The sequence below is a fragment of the Nonomuraea sp. NPDC050643 genome (genome assembly GCF_040654715.1).
Lineage (GTDB): Bacteria > Actinomycetota > Actinomycetes > Streptosporangiales > Streptosporangiaceae > Nonomuraea.
In genome coordinates this window covers 25,595-43,077 of the sequence record NZ_JBFAIM010000018.1, presented here as the reverse complement: position 1 = coordinate 43,077, position 17,483 = coordinate 25,595, and the positions used below count along the sequence as shown (strand labels likewise).

The window sequence follows — 17,483 nt, the reverse complement described above, 5'->3', positions numbered from 1 at the left end:
AGCGCCCGTGGTCCGCTTTGCATTCACGCCACCCCGAGGAGTGGTCTCCGGATGAAGCGATGGGGGGATCTGTCACAAGAAGCGGCTGATCACCTTGCTGCCGGATCTGTGCTCGACCACGCCGAAATGGCGGTGGTCGTCACTGATCGTTTCAGCAATCTCCTCTATTGGAATCCATTCGCCGAAAAACTCTTCGGCCGTCAGGGTAAGTCGCCTTCGCGCGACGCGTCCGTCCTGTCCCTCGGGATCATGGAGAAGGACCACCCGCTGGCGATCGAGCTGGCCAAGCACGTGCTCAAGGGCGGCGTGTGGGAAGGCACGTTCGACGTCAGGCGCGGCGACGGCACGATCGTCTACGTCCGCGCGCAGGCCGTGCCGCTGCGCCACACCTCGGGCTCGGTGACGGGGATCGTCATCATGGCCCGCGAGGCGCTGCGCAGCAACGAGCGCGAGAAGGACCGCTTCGGGCTCCTCGAGCGCATCGGCGAGCGGCTGGCGGGCTCCCTCTACGTCGAGGAGACGCTCAAGCGGGTCGCCGAGATGCTCGTCCCCCAGTTCGCCGATCACTGCTTCATCGAGCTGATGGAGGGTGACAGACTCGTCCGCCGGGTCTCTCAGCACGTACAGGGGTGGGCGCCGCCGTCGGGAACATGGAAGCCGGTGGGCGCGGAGATCCGCTACCCCTCCGGCCACTACGCCGACACCGCACTGCGCCGCCAGGAGACGATCCTGGTGGAAGACTTCGCCACCAGCCGTTACCCCGCGCCCCACGAGAACAGCGCGCGGCTGTGCGGCGAGATCGGCATGACCTCGGCCATCGTGGCCCCGCTGCTGGTGCGCGGGGAGACGCTCGGGCTGATGTACCTGGGGCTGTCCAACCTCACCGACCGGCGTAGCCCCCACTACGACGCCTTCGACCGCGACTTCGTGGGCGCCATCGCGACCCGGGTCGCGCTCGCGATCGACAACGCGCTGCTGTTCGAGGAGGAGCGGCACACGGCGGAGTCCTTCCAGAAGCACCTGCTGCCCAGGGCGCTGCCGCAGCTCGACGGGCTGGAGATCGCGGTGCGCTACTACCCGGCGGCGCCGCTGGCCTCCCACGGGCAGGGCATCCAGACCCAGGTCGGCGGCGACTGGTACGACGTGATCCCGCTCTCCGCCGGCCGTGTCGGCATCGTCATCGGCGACGTCGAGGGCAGGGGCGCCAAGGCCGCGGCCATCATGGGCCAGCTCAGGGCGGCGCTGCGGGCCTTCGCCCAGGACGACAAGTCACCGGCCGACATCCTGGCCAGGCTCGACGAGTGGACCCGCATCATCGCCACCCCCGAGCAGGACGACAACGGCGCCGACGTCAGCATCCCGCCCATCGTGACCTGCCAATACCTGGTCTACGACGCCTGGTCCCGCCAGCTCTCCTTCGCCAACGCCGGGCACGCCCCGCCGCTGCTGCTGGTCGACGGGCAGTGCGTCGAGCTCGACATCGAGGAGGTCGGCCAGCCGCTCGGGGTGCGCGCCAAGGGCCTGCACGCCGACCTGGTCTACAAGGAGGAGACCCGCACGCTCCCGCCGGGCGCGGCGCTGCTCCTCTACACCGACGGCCTGGTGGACCGCCGTCCCGGCCGCGACGGCCGGATGCCGAGCGAGGCGGAGACGCTCGGCGTGCTCTGCGACAAGCTCGCCAAGATGTCCGAGGCCGAGGTCGAGCGCATCGCCGACGCCGCCACCGTGGCGGTGCCCGGCGAGATCGACGACGATATGGCCATCCTCGTGGTCCGCTCCAGCGACGACGACCTCGACGTCGAGGAGCGTACGTTCCCCGCCCAGCCGATCATGGTGGGCGAGGCGCGCCGCATGGCGTCGGAGGCGTTCGCCGGATGGAACGTGCCTGAGGAGCGGGCCGAGCTCGCCTGCCTGCTCGTCTCCGAGGTCGTCACCAACGTGGTGCTGCACGCCGCCACCGCCAACGTGCCCCGCAGGGAGCTCGTGGTGGAGGGCCCGCCGCTGCCGTTCGAGGAGTCCTGGGACATGCCGGGCTTCGAGGACGAAGTGGTCGGCGACAAGGAGTTCACGCTGAGGCTGCGCCGGGGCGTGGAGTCGGTCTGGGTCGAGGTCTTCGACCAGGACCTGCGCCTGCCGCGCATCCGCAGCGCGGGGGAGAACGACGAGGGCGGGCGCGGCCTCTACCTCGTCGACCAGCTCGCCCGGCGCTGGGGGTCACGACCCACCAGGGAAGGCAAAGCCGTCTGGTTCGAGATTCCCACCCGCAGCAGGTGATGATTCACTGGCGCAATGGAGCTGGCCTATGAGCGCCGGGGCACCGGCGCGCCGCTGATCCTCATCCACGGCATCGGCCACCATTGGCAGGCCTGGCTGCCGGTGCTGGACCGGCTGGCCGCCGCGCACACGGTCATCGCCGTCGACCTGCCCGGATTCGGGGTGTCGCCCGGGCTGCCCGACGGCATTCCCTACACCGCCGAGTCCCTGGCGGACGCGGTCGAGTCGTTCTGCGCGCTGATAGGCATCCGCGAGCCGCAGGTGGCGGGCAACTCGCTCGGCGGCTACATCGCGCTGGAGCTGGCCTCGCGGGGCGTCGTCCGTACGGCGACCGCGCTCTCCCCGGCCGGTTTCTGGTCGCGCTCCGAGCTGCTCTACTGCCAGTCGGCGCTGCGCGCCCTGCGCGCCTCGGCCCGCTCGATGCCCCACGACCAGCTCGTCATGACGGCCGAGAACCGCTTCCTGCGCGCCGTGTCCGCCGGGCTCCTGGTCGCCCGTCCCGGCAGGCTCGAACCGACCGCGCTGATCGCGGCCACGCAGGCGCTGGGCCGGGCCGCCGGGTTCGACGAGACGCTGGCGTCGTTCAGCGGGCTGATGCCGCCCGCGCCGCCCAAGTCGCCGATCACGATCGCGTGGGGCGAGCACGACCGGCTGCTGCCGCGCCGTCAGGCCGTACGCGCGGCGCGGTGGTCGGGGCAGCGGGTCAAACTGCTCAAGGGCTGCGGACATGTGCCGATGAGCGATGATCCCGACCTGGTGGCCCGGGTCATCATGGAAGCAAGCGCTATTACGTGAAAATGGCGCGTGTGTAGAGGCTCGCCAATATGCTGAGGTGAATTCTCGCGGGAAGAACCGCGAATTACCCCGGTAGGTAGCATATGGCGGATTTCTCCTCGGATGATTCCTGGTACATGCTGCTGTCGGAATGCCTCAGGCTCACGCATCCTCCGGGGCGGCACGAGCTCCCCGTCATCCTCCTGCTCGGGCCGCCGGGCACGGGAAAGACCGCCGCGCTGGGCCGGATCGCCGCCGGCGTGATCGAGCCGCCCTCTCCGCTGGTTCATCTGGAATTCCATCCGGCGGCGGAGGGCTCGGTGCTGGCACGGGTGCAGCGGCTCGCGCACGATCTCGTGGTGCTGCGCAAGGTCAAACTGCCGCGGACGGTGTTCACCCTTCTTGTGCTCAAGCTGGATCCGGATTTGTCGGATTTAGAGATGGAAGAGCAGCTACAAAGTATTCTCCGCGGAAACCGGAGTGATCCGCCCATAGATGTGGGTGCTCTGGGGGACATGCTCTCGTGCATTCCCACCGTGGGGCCCTTTCTCAAATCCGCGGCGGCCACGGTGCAATTCGTGACACGTCTCCGCACCGCCCCCGATTTCCTGCACGATACGGCGAGGAGCTGGCTCACGGAGAGCGTGCCCGGCGGCAACGTCGTGGATCTCGCCCGCGATCTCAGCAGGCGCGGCAGGGACCGTACGGACTTCGTGTCGGGGGTGCTCTGCGACGCCCTGCTGGAAGACCTCGCGCAGGCCTGGTCCAGACACCGCTACCCGCGCAACTGCCTGCTCCTGCTCGATGACGCCGACACCCCGGCGGGAGACGCCTTCCTGCGGGCCCTCATCGCGGCCAGGACCCGACGCACGGAGCCGGATCCGCTGGTCGTGGTGGTCGCGTCGAAGGTCTGGCCGCGGGCGCTGTCCCACTGGACGCGTCCCGGCATCCTCATGCCGGATGCCAACCACCCGCCCACGGCCGGTCAGGCCAGGCACGCCGACTGGCTGGACCGGCGCGGCAAGGGCGAGCACCGATGGTGGTATCCGGTGCTGCTGCCGGCCCTGCCCGCCGATCCCCTGTGGGGTTCGTACGTGACCGCCGTACACGAGCTGAGCAGGGGCTATCCGGCCGCGACCCGCGTGCTGATCGAGCTGACCGAGGGCGTGGGCGACGACGACGAGTTCCGCCGCGTCCTGCACGAGGACGACACGCTCAACCGGCTCCTGCCCGAGCGCCTGCCGCACCGCGAGCTCCTGATCGCCTGGTCGGCGGTCAGGAACGTGGACGACGCGGTCGACGCCCCGTTCTCCGGCCAAGCCCCGCTGCTGCGCGACGAACTGGCGGACACCCTGTGGCTCACCGACCAGGGCATCGAGGAGAACGAGACGGGCGTCCGGCCGCCGCCGGGGACGGGCGGCCCTCGGGTCACCGTCCTGCACGGCTGGCTGCGGCGGCTTCTGCTGCACCGACTCGCCGCCGATCCGTCCCGCTGGGACGCCGTACACGCGGCCATGGAGTGGTTCTACCTGGAACGCGGCCAGGCCGATCACGTCGCGGCCATGTACCACCGGCTCGCCTGCGTGACGGGGGAGGAGCCGGACGACGAGCGGCTGAGCGAGGTGGTGGAGTTCCTCGCCGAGCGGTTCGAGTCGCTCGACCGGCACGACGGGGAGAACAGCCGCCTGCGGGACTGGATCAAGCTGTACGAACAGGTGACCACGGCGCCCAACCGCCTGCCGTTGGACCGTTCCCTCGACCTGCTGTACGACTCACTGGCCACGCACTCGTCCGACCCCGAACGGCGGGCCAGGAAGTCGGTGATCCGGGCGCTGGTGGTGGCCCGGTGGTTCTGGCTCGATCCCCTGCTCGACCCCGCGGGCCGGTGCACCGAGGAGCTCGCGCGCCAGTTCAGAGAGCTGGCCACGCGATGCAGGACCGGTCGTTCGACGCTGCTACGAGAGGCCGATAGGTATGAGCGACGTCCGACGCGTTAGCCCCCGCATCCCACCCGACGAGCGCTACGCGCGCCGTCGCCGCCGGGTGAGGATCGGCGCGGCGGCCACGGCCGTGACGCTGCTGGCCGCCACCGCGGTCTATTTCGCCCTGTGGAAGCCCGCCAAGCTGACCGACTCTCCTGACGCGTTCGGTGCGGAGATGCGTGAGGTCATGGGCCGCATCCATGACCAGAACGCCGAGGTGCGGAAGAAGAATCCGCACGACTACGTCACCATCGTGGTGCTGCTGCCGCTGTCGGCGGAGTGGCAGGCGGCCGGGATGAGCAAGGTGGCCATGGAGCACGCGTTGCAGGGCTCCTACCTGGCGCAGTTGTGGCACAACACGACCCAGCCCAAGGCGTCGCGCGTCAGGCTGCTCGTGGGCGCCAGCGGACCTGACGACTGGGAGGACACCGTCGAGGACCTGCGGTCCCGGTTGATCGGCGACCGCATCGCGGCGGTCGTCGGCCTGGGCGCCAGCACGGCCGCCACCAAGCACGTGATCACGGAGCTGGGCCGGGACAATGTCGCGATGGTGGCCGCGGTGCTGACCTCCGACGACGTCAACGCCCGGCACGGGTTCGTCCGGCTGGCGCCGCGCAACAGCGACCAGGCGGTGGCAGGGGCGCGGTTCGTCGTCGACCAGAGCGACAAGGCGATCAAAGCCGTCATCGTCGAGGACACCAACCCCTCCCAGCACTACAGCCGGACGCTGCACGACAACTACAAGAGAGTTCTCGAGCGGGACAAGGACGTGGTGCTCATGCCGGGGCTGACGTTCGACTCCTCGAACGGGACGTCCGGCGCGGTCCTGAGCGGCAACGCCCAGGCGATCTGCAACTCGGAAGCCGACTACGTCTTCTACGCCGGCCGCGCCGAGCAACTTCCCACGTTCCTGCGCGGCCTCAACCAGTGGCAGGGCTGCGTCGAGCGCGGAATCAGAGTCATCGCTCCCGACGACACCAGCGAGCTGGGCAAGGACGAGTCGAGCACCTGGCAGGACAGCGGCGAGAAGATCAAGCTCTACTACACCGCCCTGGCCCACTCGGCGAATGTGACAGACCCGCAGAGCAAGATCCTCAAATCGGTCAGAGACAGGTTCGGCACGGCCAAGGACGGATACCAGAACCTGTTCCCGAACGGCAGCCTGGACGACGGCGACGCGATCATGCACTACGACGCCGTCTGCGTCGCCATGAAGGCGATCGATGACCTCCTTCCCGAAAAGGCGAATGAGGGGAAGCAGTTGGAGCCGAAGCACGTGTCGGAGCGACTGCGCAGCGGGTCCTTCATCCTCGACGGCGCGAGCGGCCACATCGAGATCGACAAGTACGGCAACGCGTCAAGGCCCGAACTCCCCGTCGTGCGGCTCATGCCGAACGGCGACGTGCGCCTCGAGAAGCTGGTGTCCCTGGCGGCGCGGTAACCCTGGTCAGGACAGGTTGCCCGCCATCCGGCGGAGCACGCCGACGGCACTCTCGTACTCCTCCGGCGAGATCCCCGTCAGCGCCTGACGACGGAAACCGCCGACCCGTTCGGCGATCTCCGCGTGCGCGGCCCTGCCCGCCTCCGTGAGCCGCCCGTCCGCCAGCCACCCCCTGGTGCTCACCGAGGCCGGCGCGGCGGCGCTGGAGCAGGCCCACCGCGCCAGGCGGGCGGCGTTCGGGGCGGCCACGGCGGACTGGACGGCGGAGGAGCGGGCGGAGTTCGCCCGGCTGCTGACCCGCCTGGTCGCGGCCATGCCCGGCTAGCGCATGGTCTGACCCCACAGGAGGAGCATGACGATGACGAACACGATCACCACGCCGACGTAGCCGACGGGTCCCAGGCGGATGGCCCGGCGCACGCGGTTGAGGCCCCAGGCGAACAGTAACGCCAGGAAGACCAGGAGGATCAGGCCACCGTCCATGTTGTCCAGTATGCGGCGTGAACCGGGTCGCCGCGCGGTGACGGTTCAGAAGCCGAAGGACCGGCCGATGATCTCCTTCATGATCTCGGTGGTGCCGCCGTAGATGGTCTGTACGCGGCTGTCCAGCCAGGCCTTGGCGACCGGGTACTCCATCATGTAGCCGTACCCGCCGTGGAGCTGGAGGCAGCGGTCGATGACCTTGGTCTGCAACTCGGTGGTCCACCACTTGGCCTTGGCCGCGTCGACTGCGGTGAGCTGCCCGGCGTTGAGCGCCAGGATGCACTTGTCGACGAAGTGGCGGGCGATCTCGGTCTCGGTGGCCAGCTCCGCCAGGACGAACCGGGTGTTCTGGAACGAGCCGATGCTCCGGCCGAAGGCCTGGCGTGTCTTGCAGTATTCGATGGTCTGCTCCAGCACGACCTCCGCCGCGGCCACCGCCGCCACGGCGATCGACAGGCGCTCCTGCGGCAGGTTGTGCATGAGCTGGAAGAAGCCCTCGCCGTCGTTCGGGCCGAGCCGGTTGGCGACCGGTACGCGTACGTGGTCGAAGAACAGCTCGGCGGTGTCCTGCGCCTTCATGCCGACCTTCTCGAGGTTGCGCCCGCGGGCGAACCCCTCCATGCCCCGCTCCACGATGATCAGCGTCGTGCCCCTGGCGCCCGCCTCGGGGTCGGTCTTGGCCACCACGACCACGAGATCGGCGTTGATGCCGTTGGTGATGAACGTCTTCTGCCCGTTGACGACGTAGTGGTCGCCCTCGCGCACGGCCGTGGTCCTGATGCCCTGCAGGTCGCTTCCGGCCCCCGGCTCGCTCATGGCGATGGCGGTGATCAGCTCGCCGCTCACGAACCCCGGCAGCCACCGCTGCTTCTGCTCGTCGTTCGTCAAATCCACCACGTACGGGGCCATGACGTCGTTGTGCAGAGAGAATCCGAGCCCGCTCGCGGCGTTTCTGATGATCTCCTCGACGATCACCGCGTTGTACCGGAAGTCGGTGATCCCCGCGCCGCCGAACTCCTCCGGCACCGAGAACCCGAACATGCCCAATTCGCCGGCCTTCTTCCAGACCTCGCGCGGAACGACGCCGTCCTTCTCCCACTGCGGGTGGTGCGGCACGACCTCGCGGATCATGAACTCGCGCACGGTCTCCCGGAAGAGTAGGTGTTCCTCGTCGAAGAGGTCTCGCTGCATCAGTCGCCTCCGTTGCCCCAGAATTCCATTCTGTTACCGCCAGGTATACCCCCTTTTCCGCTACGGCAGGGGGCTGGGGACACGGGTTCATCACAAGTGCCGGAAGATGCGTCATTCGGCATGTGTTGCGGGTGTTTTCGACTCTAGGATCTACCCTCGGTCTATTTGTGGTTGATCGGAGTCTCCCGTGAGTCGGTGGCGCAACGCGTTGATCGCCGCATCGGTCGGGTCTGTGGCGACGTTAGGTCTCGTGGTGCTGCCGAGCATCCCCGCGTCGGCCGCACCGGCCGATCTTGTCATCGACTATTCGTGTACGCCGGTCGGGGTCAGCAGCATCGTCAGGAACCCGCCGGTGACGCTGACCACCAACCTCACCTTCGCCACGGACCTCACGGTCGGCGACCCGCTCAACTTCACCTGGAAGATGAACTACACCGGCGACGGCAGCCGGCTGCAGTCACCGGGCTACTTCGGCCCGGGCGGGCAGGTGCACGCGACCGGCAACGTCCAGCTCAGCAAGGACTGGGTGGGCATCCTCCAGCCCAAGGGCACCGCGGAGTCCGAGGACGGGCTCCGCCCCGACGACCCGCTGGGGCTGCCGGAGATCCTGAACGACCCCGGCCTGACCAACAAGCCGGGCACCGTCAGGATCACGCCCAAGGACATCGACCTCGACTTCACCCCGCCGGACGGCGAGGTCCTCGTCAACGACGGGGACGACACCGACAACCCGAGCGACATGCAGATCGTCTACAACAGTGGCTGGACCCAGTTGAACGACCGTCCTGGGTCCGAGAACCACGTGCACAACGACCTGCACCAGACCAACCAGGTCAACGCCGCCGCCGAGCTGACCTTCGTGGGCACCGGCGTGACGTACATCGGGCCGACGGACAAGGACTCCGGGCCGGTCGACATCTACATCGACGACAAGAAGATGGCCACGGTCGACCCCTCGCGCGACGCCGACGACGACCCGGTCAACGACGATCTCAACGGCGGCCAGGAGCTGTGGAAGTCACCGCACCTGACGTACGGGAAGCACAAGATCCAGATCATCAACCCCTCGAACAACCCGGACAAGTACGTGTGGCTGGACGCGTTCGAGGTGTCGACGACCACGGCGCAGACCCCGAGCGGGTACCACAGCGCGAAGTGCACGCCGGTCGCCACCCCGGTCTCGGTCGAGGTGACCATCCGTCCGAAGACGAACCCCACGGACCCCAACTCGCCCGACCCCACCGACACCTCGACGAACGGCCCGGGCCCGGACCCCGATCCGGACCCCGACCCCGATCCGGACCCCCAGCACACGCCCCCGCAGGCCGGTACGGTCACCGACAGCCTGGGCCGCGTGATCGTGGTGCCCCAGGTGTCGGCGACGGGCACGTCCACGCCGAAGTCCACCGGGCCGACCGCGACCAAGTACTACAGGGCCCAGGTCGGCAAGACCCCCAAGGGCGGTGTGGACAGCGGTGAGGCGCCAGAAGAGGACAGGCCCTACGGCCTGATGGCCACCGGCATGGCGGTGGTGATGGGCAGCGCGGGCGGCGGGCTGCTGCTGCGCCGGCGCAGGGCCGCGCACGCGGGAGGAGCGCTCTGATGGCCGAGCAGAAGACACCGATGCAGAAGGCGTTGCCGGGGCTGCTGATCGCCGGCTCGCTCGGCGGCGTCGGCCTGGTCATGGTGACCCTGCTCTCGTTCGTGCCCCCGGTGCAGGACGGCTCGCAGCCGCTCGCGGCGGCCCGGGACGAGCCGACCAAGGTCGAGGTGGCGAACGCGGGCGCGTTCGTCCTCCCGGCCACGGTCGGGCCCGGCGGCAAGAACTCCCCGCTGACCCCGGCCCGCCTGGACGCGCCGCCCCCGCTGGCGGCCCTGCCGGTCGTCCCGCCGATCGCCACACCCAAGACCAAGGCCGCCAAGGCCAAGGCCAAGCCCACCCGCATCAAGATCCCCAAGATCAAGGTGAACTCGCCGATCGGCGCGGTCACGGTGAGCATGAAGGGCAAGCTGGGCACCCCGCCGTTGAGCAAGCCCAACCAGACGGGCTGGTACCGCTTCTCACCGGTGCCCGGCGAGGCGGGACCGGCCGTCATCAACGGCCACGTCGCCACCCGCAAGGGCCCGGCGGTCTTCGACCGGCTGCGGGAGCTGGCGAAGGGTGACCACATCTACGTGTACCGGTCGGATGGAAAGGTCACCCGGTTCACGGTCAGTGGGATCGAGCAGGCCAGCAAGACGGCGTTCCCGACCAAGCGGGTTTACGGGAACACGGACGACTCTCAGCTCAGGCTCATCACTTGTGGTGGGGTCTACAACAAGACGGCGCACAGTTACACGGACAACATCGTCGTGTACGCAACGTTGTCGAAGAAGAAGGGTTAAGAGGGATAGGCTGTGGCCGATTTGGTGGTTTACGGGAAGTTGACAGGGACAGTTCGTAGGATCTCTACCTAACCGTGACCAACGGCTGGAATTCTGGCACGACTGTTGACACTGCTTTGAAACGGAGATGGACCCGTGCTTATGTCCCAGGCGTGGCGCCGCCTCGCCATCAAGACGTCCGCATTGGGGCTCGCGAGCACGCTGGTCGCCTTCGTGTGCTCGGTCTTCATAGTCGCAACGCCAGGCACGGCTTCGGCAGCGGTAACGAAGCAGTACACCTACTCCTGTGGGTCCGGCGGGCCGTTCACGAACACCTCGATCACCGTCGGGCTCAGCGCCCCTGACACGGTGACGGCGGGTCAGACCTTCGACCTGACGGTGAACATCCCCACGCTGACCCTCACGCCGGCTCCAACGGTGGCTGCAAAGGTGAGCGCCACTTTGGCCCTGACGCCGACGAGTGCCACCGTGAACGACGCGACCACAGCGAAGGAGGGTGCGACGGTCACGATCAACCAGACCGCCGTGCCCGCCGGCAGCGTCGTCTACAAGGTCGCAGTAACCGCCGGCGCGACAGGCAACGTCACGCTGAAGCCCGGTGAGCTGAAGCTGGGCCTGACCGCTGGTGCGACCACCACGTCGACGTGCACCGCGCCCACCACTGCCGAGGCGCTGTCCGTCCCGATCGGCACGGGCGGGGGTGGTGGCGACACCGACATCATCACCTACGACTGCGACCTCGTCCCCACCAACACCACCATTGACCCGGCCGACGTGGACATCAAGGTCGTCCTGACGCCCCCCACCAGCGCCTCGGCCAACGCCGACGCTGAAGTCAAGTGGGCCGGCACCATCCAGACCACCGGCGATCCGCTGAAGGTGCCCACCGGCTTCCCGACCACCGGTTCCAAGATCTTCGCCACGATCAAGGCGAGCGGCGCCGGAGCCCCGGCCACGACGACCGGCGAAGCGGCGCTCACCGGCATCACGGCGGGTTCTGATTTCCCCGCGACGCTGCCCCAAATCACCTTGAAGGTGAAGCCGACCAGCACCGGCACCGTGACGCTGACGCCGGGCGACATCGCCTTCGGCACGTCGGCCACCTCGCCCGCGCTCAAGTGCCTGGCCCCCACGACCGGTCTGAAGACCTACACCTTCACCGTCGGCAACGCCAGCACCTCGCCCACCCCGACCCCCACGCCCACCCCCACGACGACGAGTCCCCGCCCCACCAGGACCAGCACCGCCACGGTGACGGTCACCCCCAGCAGCAGCACCAGCCGGAAGTCCCAGACCCCCAAGGCCGGGGCGGACACGGGTGCCGGTGGGTCGATGGGGCCTGACGGGCGGTTGTTCATCCTGACGGGTACCGGGCTGATCGCGGCCGCGGCCGTCGGTGGGCTGGTCATGCGGCGTCGATCGATCAAGGGCTGACGGCCGTGTCCGGTTACTACCCCTACGGCGGCGGCGCCCCCACGCCTCCGCCGCCCGCGGACAAGGGCGGCACCGCCCTGCGTACTGTGCTGATCGTGGCCGCCATCGCCGGTGTCGTCACGGTCGTGGCGGGCATGCTGATCGTCCTCAAGTCACCCGCCGAGTACGGCCTCCAGAGCAACAGGGACAGCCTGGCCCTGCCCTCGCAGCCCACCGGCAAGCCCGAGCAGGCCATGTTCCAGGCCGCCCCCGACGTGCCCCCGCCGCTGCCGCAGATCGTCCCGGCGCCCCCCATGCTGCCCTCGACGCCCGTCCGGCTCGTGGTCAAGCGGCTGGGGATCAACGCGCCGATCAAGTCCGTGGGCCTGCGCAAGGACGGCTCGATCGAGGTGCCCCCGGCCGACAACCACAACCTGGCCGGCTGGTACCGGAACATGTCCACTCCGGGCGAGGCCGGCCCCGCCGTGCTGCTCGGGCACAAGGACACCAGGACACGCCCCGCCGTCTTCAGCCGCCTTCCGGAGCTGAAGAACGGCGACACCATCGAGGTCAAGCGCCAGGACAAAACAACGGCGGTCTTCACCGTCGGCGGCGTGGAGCAGGCCAGCAAGAAGACCTTCCCGACACAGCGTGTGTACGGGACCCAGGAGAACGCCCAGCTCCACCTGATCACCTGCGGCGGCATTTACGATCGTCGTACCGGGCACTACACCGACAACGTCATCGTCTACGCGACGATGACGAGCTCCTATCGAAGCTGAGCGCGGAGGCGGGCATGGGCTGGTTGGCGAAGCGGAGATTGCGTACTGGCCCGACGGCGGCACTGCCCGCCAAACCGGACCCGGAGGAGTTGCTCCGGATCGTCAGGCTCGCGGATCCGGACGCCCGCATGGACGGCGGCGACATCGTGGCCACGGACGTGCGCGTGTGCGCGCCGGTCGAGGCGGAGGCCGATCTGACCGGCGGCGAGCTGGAGAAGACGTGGGCGGTGCGGGTGACCGGCGAGGGGCCGCTGCCGCTCGACTTCTTCGACCGCTACCTCGCCGAGGGGCTGGCCTTCCGGCTCAAGGGCCTCGCGGTGTGCCGGGGCGAGGTGAGCGATCCGGCCGACGACGTGGAGAGCGGCCCGGCGGTGATCCTGCCGGTACGCCCCACCGCCGAGGAACTGGCCCCGTTGCTGCAGCCGGACGAGGAGGACGAGTTCACCTTCACGGCGGGCGACGTCAAGGCCGTCCTGGTGTCGCAGAAGGGCCGGCCTCCGGCCGTACAGGAGTTGCTGCCCTTCGCCACCGAGCTGACCGCGATCGAGCTGCGCGGCGATGAGCCGGTGAAGCTCGGCGCGCTGGCCCTGGAGTTGTCCGAGGCGCTCAACGGCCTGGTCGTGGACCGGTGGCGGTTCCGGGTGGACGCGGCGGAGGACCTTGTACCGCCTGCGTGAGCAGCCGCAGAACGTCATTCTGTTGTAGTCTGCCCCTAGTAACCGAATAATGCTCGGTTTCCAGGAGGCACTGTGGCAGAGGCGTACATCGTCGGGGCAGTCCGTACCCCCGTCGGAAAGAAGAAGGGCGGCCTTTCCACCGTCCACCCCACTGACCTGGCCGCCCACACGCTGAAGGCGCTGATCGACCGCACCGGCGTCGATCCCGCCGCGGTCGAGGACGTCATCATGGGGTGCGTCATGCAGTTCGGCCCCCAGAGCATGGACATCGCGCGGAACGCCTGGTTGTCGGCGGGGCTGCCCGAGACGACCGCCGGCGTCACCATCGACCGGCAGTGCGGCTCCTCGCAGCAGTCGATCCACTTCGCCGCCCAGGGCGTCCTGTCCGGCACGCAGGACCTGGTCGTGGCGGCCGGCGTCGAGTCGATGAGCATCGTGCCCATGGGCTCGTCCATCACGGCCGCCCTGGAGAAGGGCATGCCGTTCCCGTTCGGGGACAAGTGGGTCGAGCGCTACGGAAAGCAGGAGATCTCGCAGTTCCGCGGCGCCGAGCTGATGTGCGAGAAGTGGGGCTACACGCGGGAGACGCTCGAGCAGTTCGCGTTCGAGTCCCACCAGCGGGCCGCCAAGGCCATCGCGAACGGCCACTTCAAGGACCAGATCGCGCCCATCAACGGCGTCGAGGACGACGAGGGGCCGCGCGCGGACACGACGCTGGAGAAGATGGCCGGGCTGAAGACGCTGAAGGAGGGCGGCCAGATCACCGCCGCCACCTCCTCGCAGATCTCCGACGGCTCCGGCGCGGTGCTCATCGCCTCCGAGCAGGCCGTACGCGAGCACGGCCTGACCCCGCGCGCCCGCATCCACCAGCTCGCCCTCATGGGCGACGACCCCGTCTACATGCTGACCGCCCCCATCCCCGCCACGCAGCGGGCGCTGAAGAAGGCCGGCATGGCGATCGGCGACATCGACGTGGTCGAGATCAACGAGGCGTTCGCCCCGGTGCCGCTGGCCTGGATGGAGGAGCTCGGCGCCGACCCGGCCAGGGTCAACCCCAACGGCGGCGCCATCGCGCTCGGGCACCCGCTCGGCGGCACGGGCGCGATCCTGATGACCAAGCTGCTGCACGAGCTGGAGCGCACCGGCGGCCGGTACGGCCTGCAGACGATGTGCGAGGGCGGCGGCCAGGCCAACGTCACGATCATCGAGCGGCTCTAGAAGAAGCGACCCCGGAAAGGGTGGAGCGCCGCCTCCCAGGGCGTAACAGAGGGGAGGCGGCGCTCGCTAACTACCATCCCGGTAGTTGTCTCAGCGGCCCTTGGGCGGGATGCGCCGGGGTGGCGCGATCGGTCGCTGCGGCATCTTGGGCATCGGCCGCACCACGGGCAGTTGAGGGTGGCTCTTTTCACCTGAGCGAACACGCATAAGGCAGCACTCCTTTACCGAACTCACTACGGGACGAATGGTCTGTGGGCGAATTACTGGTAAAGGCGCATGTCCATGAAGGTATGAGGTCGCCGGGACCCCGTGCAACCGATTAAACGAGCTGCCGTTCGAACCCGGTGACCATGGCGATCAGCCCCGAGTCGAACCAGTGGTCGTAGAAGGCCAGGGCCGCGTCGTCGTGGTGTTCCGGCGGGGTGCCGACCTGGGCCAGGGTGTGGCCGAGCACGTAGACGCCGACGGACTGGACCGCCGTGAGCGCGTCGTGCGCGGCGATGCCGGCCGCCTCGAAGCGCGACAGCAGCCCGGTGAGCAGTTCGAGCCCGAGGTCCACGTTGACGGGGTGGGTGGCGAGCAGGCGTACGGCGTGGGGGTGGGCCAGCAGCGTCCGCCGGTACGCCAGCCCGAACCCCGTCAGCGCCTCCGGCCAGGTCGCGTCGGGCGCGTAAGCGGAGACGGCCTCGGCGAACAGCCGGTTGACCACCCCGCCCAGCAGCGCGTCCCTGTTGGGGAAGTGGCGGTAGAGCGACATGGCGGCCACGCCGAGCTGAAGGCCCAGCCGGCGCATGGTCAGCGCCTCCAGCCCTTCGGCGTCGAGGATCTCGACGGCCGCGGCCAGGATGCGCTCGGTGCTGAGCACGGCAGGCCGCCCCGCGCGTCTCCGCCCTTCGGTCATGCGCTCAGCGTAGCGACGAGCGTGGTCGCCGGCCGCGCACGTTGTGGCCGGTGAGGTCGTTGAGCGGGAACATCGGCAGCCAGCCGGTGACGACGAGCCAGGCCGGCCGGACGAAGGGCGTCACGATCGCGAGAGTGTGCACGGTGGCCTTCGGCGTTTGCGTACCTTGTAAGCTTACACGGTACACAATTTCTAGGCGTCGTCCAGCCGGGTCGGGACGGCCTTCTGGACCTGCTGGAACACCACCGACGTGCGGAACCCGACGATCTCCTTGCGCTTGCTCAGCCGGTCGAGCAGGAACGCGTGCAGGTGGTCGAGATCCTGCACGCCGACGTGCAGCAGGAAGTCGTCGCCGCCGGCCAGCACGTACACGCTGAGCACCTCGGGCATCTCGGCGGCCGACGTCTTGAACGCGTTGATCACCGCCCGGCTGAGCGGCCGTACCTGGACCGAGACCATGGCCTGCACGCCGCGGTTGAGCGCCGCCGGGTCGATGTCGGCGTGGTAGCCGCGGATCACGCCGCGGCGGGTCAGCGCCCTGACCCGCTCGAGACACGTCGAGGGCGCGATGCCGAGCTGCCTGGCGAGCTCCCTGTTGGACTGCCGCGCATCCGTTTGGAGCAGCCGTACGATCGCCGAATCAAGTTCGTCCATGGCCACAGATTGGCAGAGGTTTCCGGTCATTCGTTCGCTGACGCGGCCGAATGACCGAATGGCCGCGCTAGTTTCGGCGGCATGACTGGACATATGGGTGCATGGCAGGGCGCGGCACTGCTGGTGGGCGCGGTGCTGGGGCCGGGGATGCTGGTGCTGCCGCACCTGGCGGCCGAAGCGGCGGGGCCGGCCTCCGTGCTGGCCTGGGCGGGGCTGCTGGCGCTGAGCGTCCCCGTCGCGCTGACCTTCGCCGCGCTCGGCGCCCGATACCCGGGCGGCGGGGGAGTGGCCGCCTTCGCGGGGCTCGCGTTCGGCAGGCATGCCTCCGCCGTGACGGGATGGTGGTTCTACGGCGCCGTCCCCCTCGGCACCGTGGCGGGCGCGTTCGTGGGCGGCCAGTACGTCGAAGCCTGCCTGGGCGTCAACGGCACCCTGGCGGGCTGCCTGATCCTGCTGGCCGCGTTCGGCGCCAACGCCGCCGGCCTGCGTACGTCGGGACGGCTGCAGATCGGCCTCGTGGCCCTGCTCGTCGCGTTGCTGGCCGCCGCCGTCCTCACCGCCGCCCCGCACGCCGACCCGGCCAACTTCACCCCCTTCGCCCCGCACGGCGCGGCGGGCGTGACGGCGGCGGCCGGGGTGCTCATGTTCGCCTTCGTCGGCTGGGAGGCCGCCAGCCACCTGTCTGCCGAGTTCGCCGACGGCAGGCGCGGCCTGCTCAGGGCCACCGTGGTGACCCTCGCCGTGGTCGCGCTCCTGTACGTCGGCGTGTCCGTCACCTCCGTCGCCGTGCTCGGCCCGGACATGACCGGCGTGCCGCTCACCGCGATGCTGGAGCTCGGCCTCGGCCCGGTGGCGCGGCCGGTCACCGGGGTGGTGGCGGTGCTGCTGACGTTCGGGGCGATCAACACCTACCTCGCCGGGGCCGCGCGTCTCGGGGCGGCCCTGGCCAGGGACGGCGCGCTGCCCGGCTGGTTCGCCAAGGGCGGGGCGCCGGGCGAGACGCCGTACCGGAGTCTGGGGCTGCAGGCGGCGCTCAGCGTGCCGGTGCTGGTGTGGGCGGTGGATCTGGACCTGCTGATGAGGGCGACGTCGGCCTGCCTGGCGGCGGTCACGGTGGTCGGGGTGGCGGCGGCGGTGCGCATGCTGCCCGCGGGCCGCCACCGGATCACGGCCGTGGTGGGAACCGGGATGTCGCTCGCCGCGCTGACGTTCTGCGGCGTCTACCTGGTGGTTCCCGCCGTGCTCGCCCTCGTGGCACTGGCCGCGCTGAAGGTCAATGCTCGCCGTTCCTACAAAATCGGGCTATAA

17 protein-coding genes are annotated in these 17,483 nt (G+C 69.2%); 12 read left to right on the top strand and 5 right to left on the bottom strand.

What is annotated here, in order from left to right; translation table 11 throughout:
• Positions 1-51 precede the first annotated feature (51 nt).
• The 4 genes from AB0I15_RS24845 to AB0I15_RS24830 all read left to right on the top strand — a co-directional run bounded on the left by AB0I15_RS24845 (position 52) and on the right by AB0I15_RS24830 (position 6,471).
• Positions 52-2,274, top strand: a complete 2,223-nt coding sequence (locus tag AB0I15_RS24845) for a SpoIIE family protein phosphatase (RefSeq protein ID WP_358099866.1) — start codon at positions 52-54, stop codon at positions 2,272-2,274.
• A 15-nt stretch (positions 2,275-2,289) separates the two neighbouring features.
• Entirely contained in the window at positions 2,290-3,069 is a 780-nt protein-coding gene (locus AB0I15_RS24840) for an alpha/beta fold hydrolase (RefSeq protein ID WP_358099863.1), read from the top strand.
• 83 nt (positions 3,070-3,152) lie between these two features.
• A complete protein-coding gene (locus AB0I15_RS24835) occupies positions 3,153-5,045 on the top strand; it encodes a hypothetical protein (RefSeq protein WP_358099860.1) in 1,893 nt (630 codons plus the stop codon).
• On the top strand, positions 5,023-6,471 hold the full coding sequence (locus tag AB0I15_RS24830) for a hypothetical protein (RefSeq protein WP_358099857.1): 1,449 nt from the start codon (positions 5,023-5,025) through the stop codon (positions 6,469-6,471). The genes AB0I15_RS24835 and AB0I15_RS24830 overlap by 23 nt, the downstream gene beginning before the upstream one ends.
• A gap of 6 nt (positions 6,472-6,477) precedes the next feature.
• Here AB0I15_RS24830 and AB0I15_RS24825 read toward each other — a convergent pair whose 3' ends face one another.
• Complete coding sequence (locus AB0I15_RS24825) at positions 6,478-6,654, bottom strand: hypothetical protein (protein ID WP_358099854.1); 177 nt, start codon at positions 6,652-6,654, stop codon at positions 6,478-6,480.
• On the opposite strand from AB0I15_RS24825, the gene AB0I15_RS24820 reads away from it, so the two are divergent.
• Positions 6,647-6,796 carry a hypothetical protein gene (locus AB0I15_RS24820; RefSeq protein WP_358099851.1) on the top strand — a complete coding sequence of 50 codons (150 nt, stop codon included), beginning with the start codon at positions 6,647-6,649 and terminating at the stop codon, positions 6,794-6,796. The genes AB0I15_RS24825 and AB0I15_RS24820 overlap by 8 nt on opposite strands.
• Here the strand turns inward: AB0I15_RS24820 and AB0I15_RS24815 are convergent.
• Both AB0I15_RS24815 and AB0I15_RS24810 read right to left on the bottom strand, forming a co-directional pair.
• On the bottom strand, positions 6,793-6,954 hold the full coding sequence (locus AB0I15_RS24815) for a hypothetical protein (RefSeq protein WP_358099848.1): 162 nt from the start codon (positions 6,952-6,954) through the stop codon (positions 6,793-6,795). The two genes, AB0I15_RS24820 and AB0I15_RS24815, sit on opposite strands and share 4 nt — an antisense overlap.
• A 45-nt stretch (positions 6,955-6,999) precedes the next feature.
• Positions 7,000-8,145: an acyl-CoA dehydrogenase family protein gene (locus tag AB0I15_RS24810; RefSeq protein ID WP_358099845.1), complete on the bottom strand. Its 1,146-nt coding sequence runs from the start codon at positions 8,143-8,145 to the stop codon at positions 7,000-7,002.
• 232 nt (positions 8,146-8,377) lie between these two features.
• Here AB0I15_RS24810 and AB0I15_RS24805 point away from each other — a divergent pair, with 232 nt between their 5' ends.
• The 6 genes from AB0I15_RS24805 (at position 8,378) to AB0I15_RS24780 (ending at position 14,620) form a co-directional block, all read left to right on the top strand.
• Complete coding sequence (locus tag AB0I15_RS24805; protein WP_358099842.1) at positions 8,378-9,748, top strand: hypothetical protein; 1,371 nt, start codon at positions 8,378-8,380, stop codon at positions 9,746-9,748.
• On the top strand, positions 9,748-10,530 hold the full coding sequence (locus AB0I15_RS24800) for a class F sortase (protein WP_358099839.1): 783 nt from the start codon (positions 9,748-9,750) through the stop codon (positions 10,528-10,530). Before AB0I15_RS24805 ends, AB0I15_RS24800 begins: the two co-directional genes overlap by 1 nt.
• A 135-nt stretch (positions 10,531-10,665) precedes the next feature.
• Entirely contained in the window at positions 10,666-11,964 is a 1,299-nt protein-coding gene (locus AB0I15_RS24795; protein WP_358099836.1) for a hypothetical protein, read from the top strand.
• A 5-nt stretch (positions 11,965-11,969) separates the two neighbouring features.
• A complete protein-coding gene (locus AB0I15_RS24790) occupies positions 11,970-12,725 on the top strand; it encodes a class F sortase (protein WP_358099833.1) in 756 nt (251 codons plus the stop codon).
• A 14-nt stretch (positions 12,726-12,739) separates the two neighbouring features.
• The gene (locus AB0I15_RS24785; RefSeq protein WP_358099831.1) at positions 12,740-13,402 is read left to right on the top strand and encodes a hypothetical protein; all 663 of its coding nucleotides are present in this window, start codon (positions 12,740-12,742) and stop codon (positions 13,400-13,402) included.
• Between the two features lie 72 nt (positions 13,403-13,474).
• On the top strand, positions 13,475-14,620 hold the full coding sequence (locus AB0I15_RS24780; RefSeq protein WP_358099828.1) for an acetyl-CoA C-acetyltransferase: 1,146 nt from the start codon (positions 13,475-13,477) through the stop codon (positions 14,618-14,620).
• Positions 14,621-14,939: 319 nt separating this feature from the next.
• Here the strand turns inward: AB0I15_RS24780 and AB0I15_RS24775 are convergent, their stop codons facing one another.
• The gene (locus AB0I15_RS24775) at positions 14,940-15,521 is read right to left on the bottom strand and encodes a TetR family transcriptional regulator (protein WP_358099825.1); all 582 of its coding nucleotides are present in this window, start codon (positions 15,519-15,521) and stop codon (positions 14,940-14,942) included.
• Positions 15,522-15,713: 192 nt separating this feature from the next.
• A complete protein-coding gene (locus AB0I15_RS24770) occupies positions 15,714-16,175 on the bottom strand; it encodes an Lrp/AsnC family transcriptional regulator (RefSeq protein WP_358099822.1) in 462 nt (153 codons plus the stop codon).
• Between the two features lie 93 nt (positions 16,176-16,268).
• Here AB0I15_RS24770 and AB0I15_RS24765 point away from each other — a divergent pair, with 93 nt between their 5' ends.
• On the top strand, positions 16,269-17,483 hold the full coding sequence (locus AB0I15_RS24765) for an amino acid permease (RefSeq protein WP_358099820.1): 1,215 nt from the start codon (positions 16,269-16,271) through the stop codon (positions 17,481-17,483).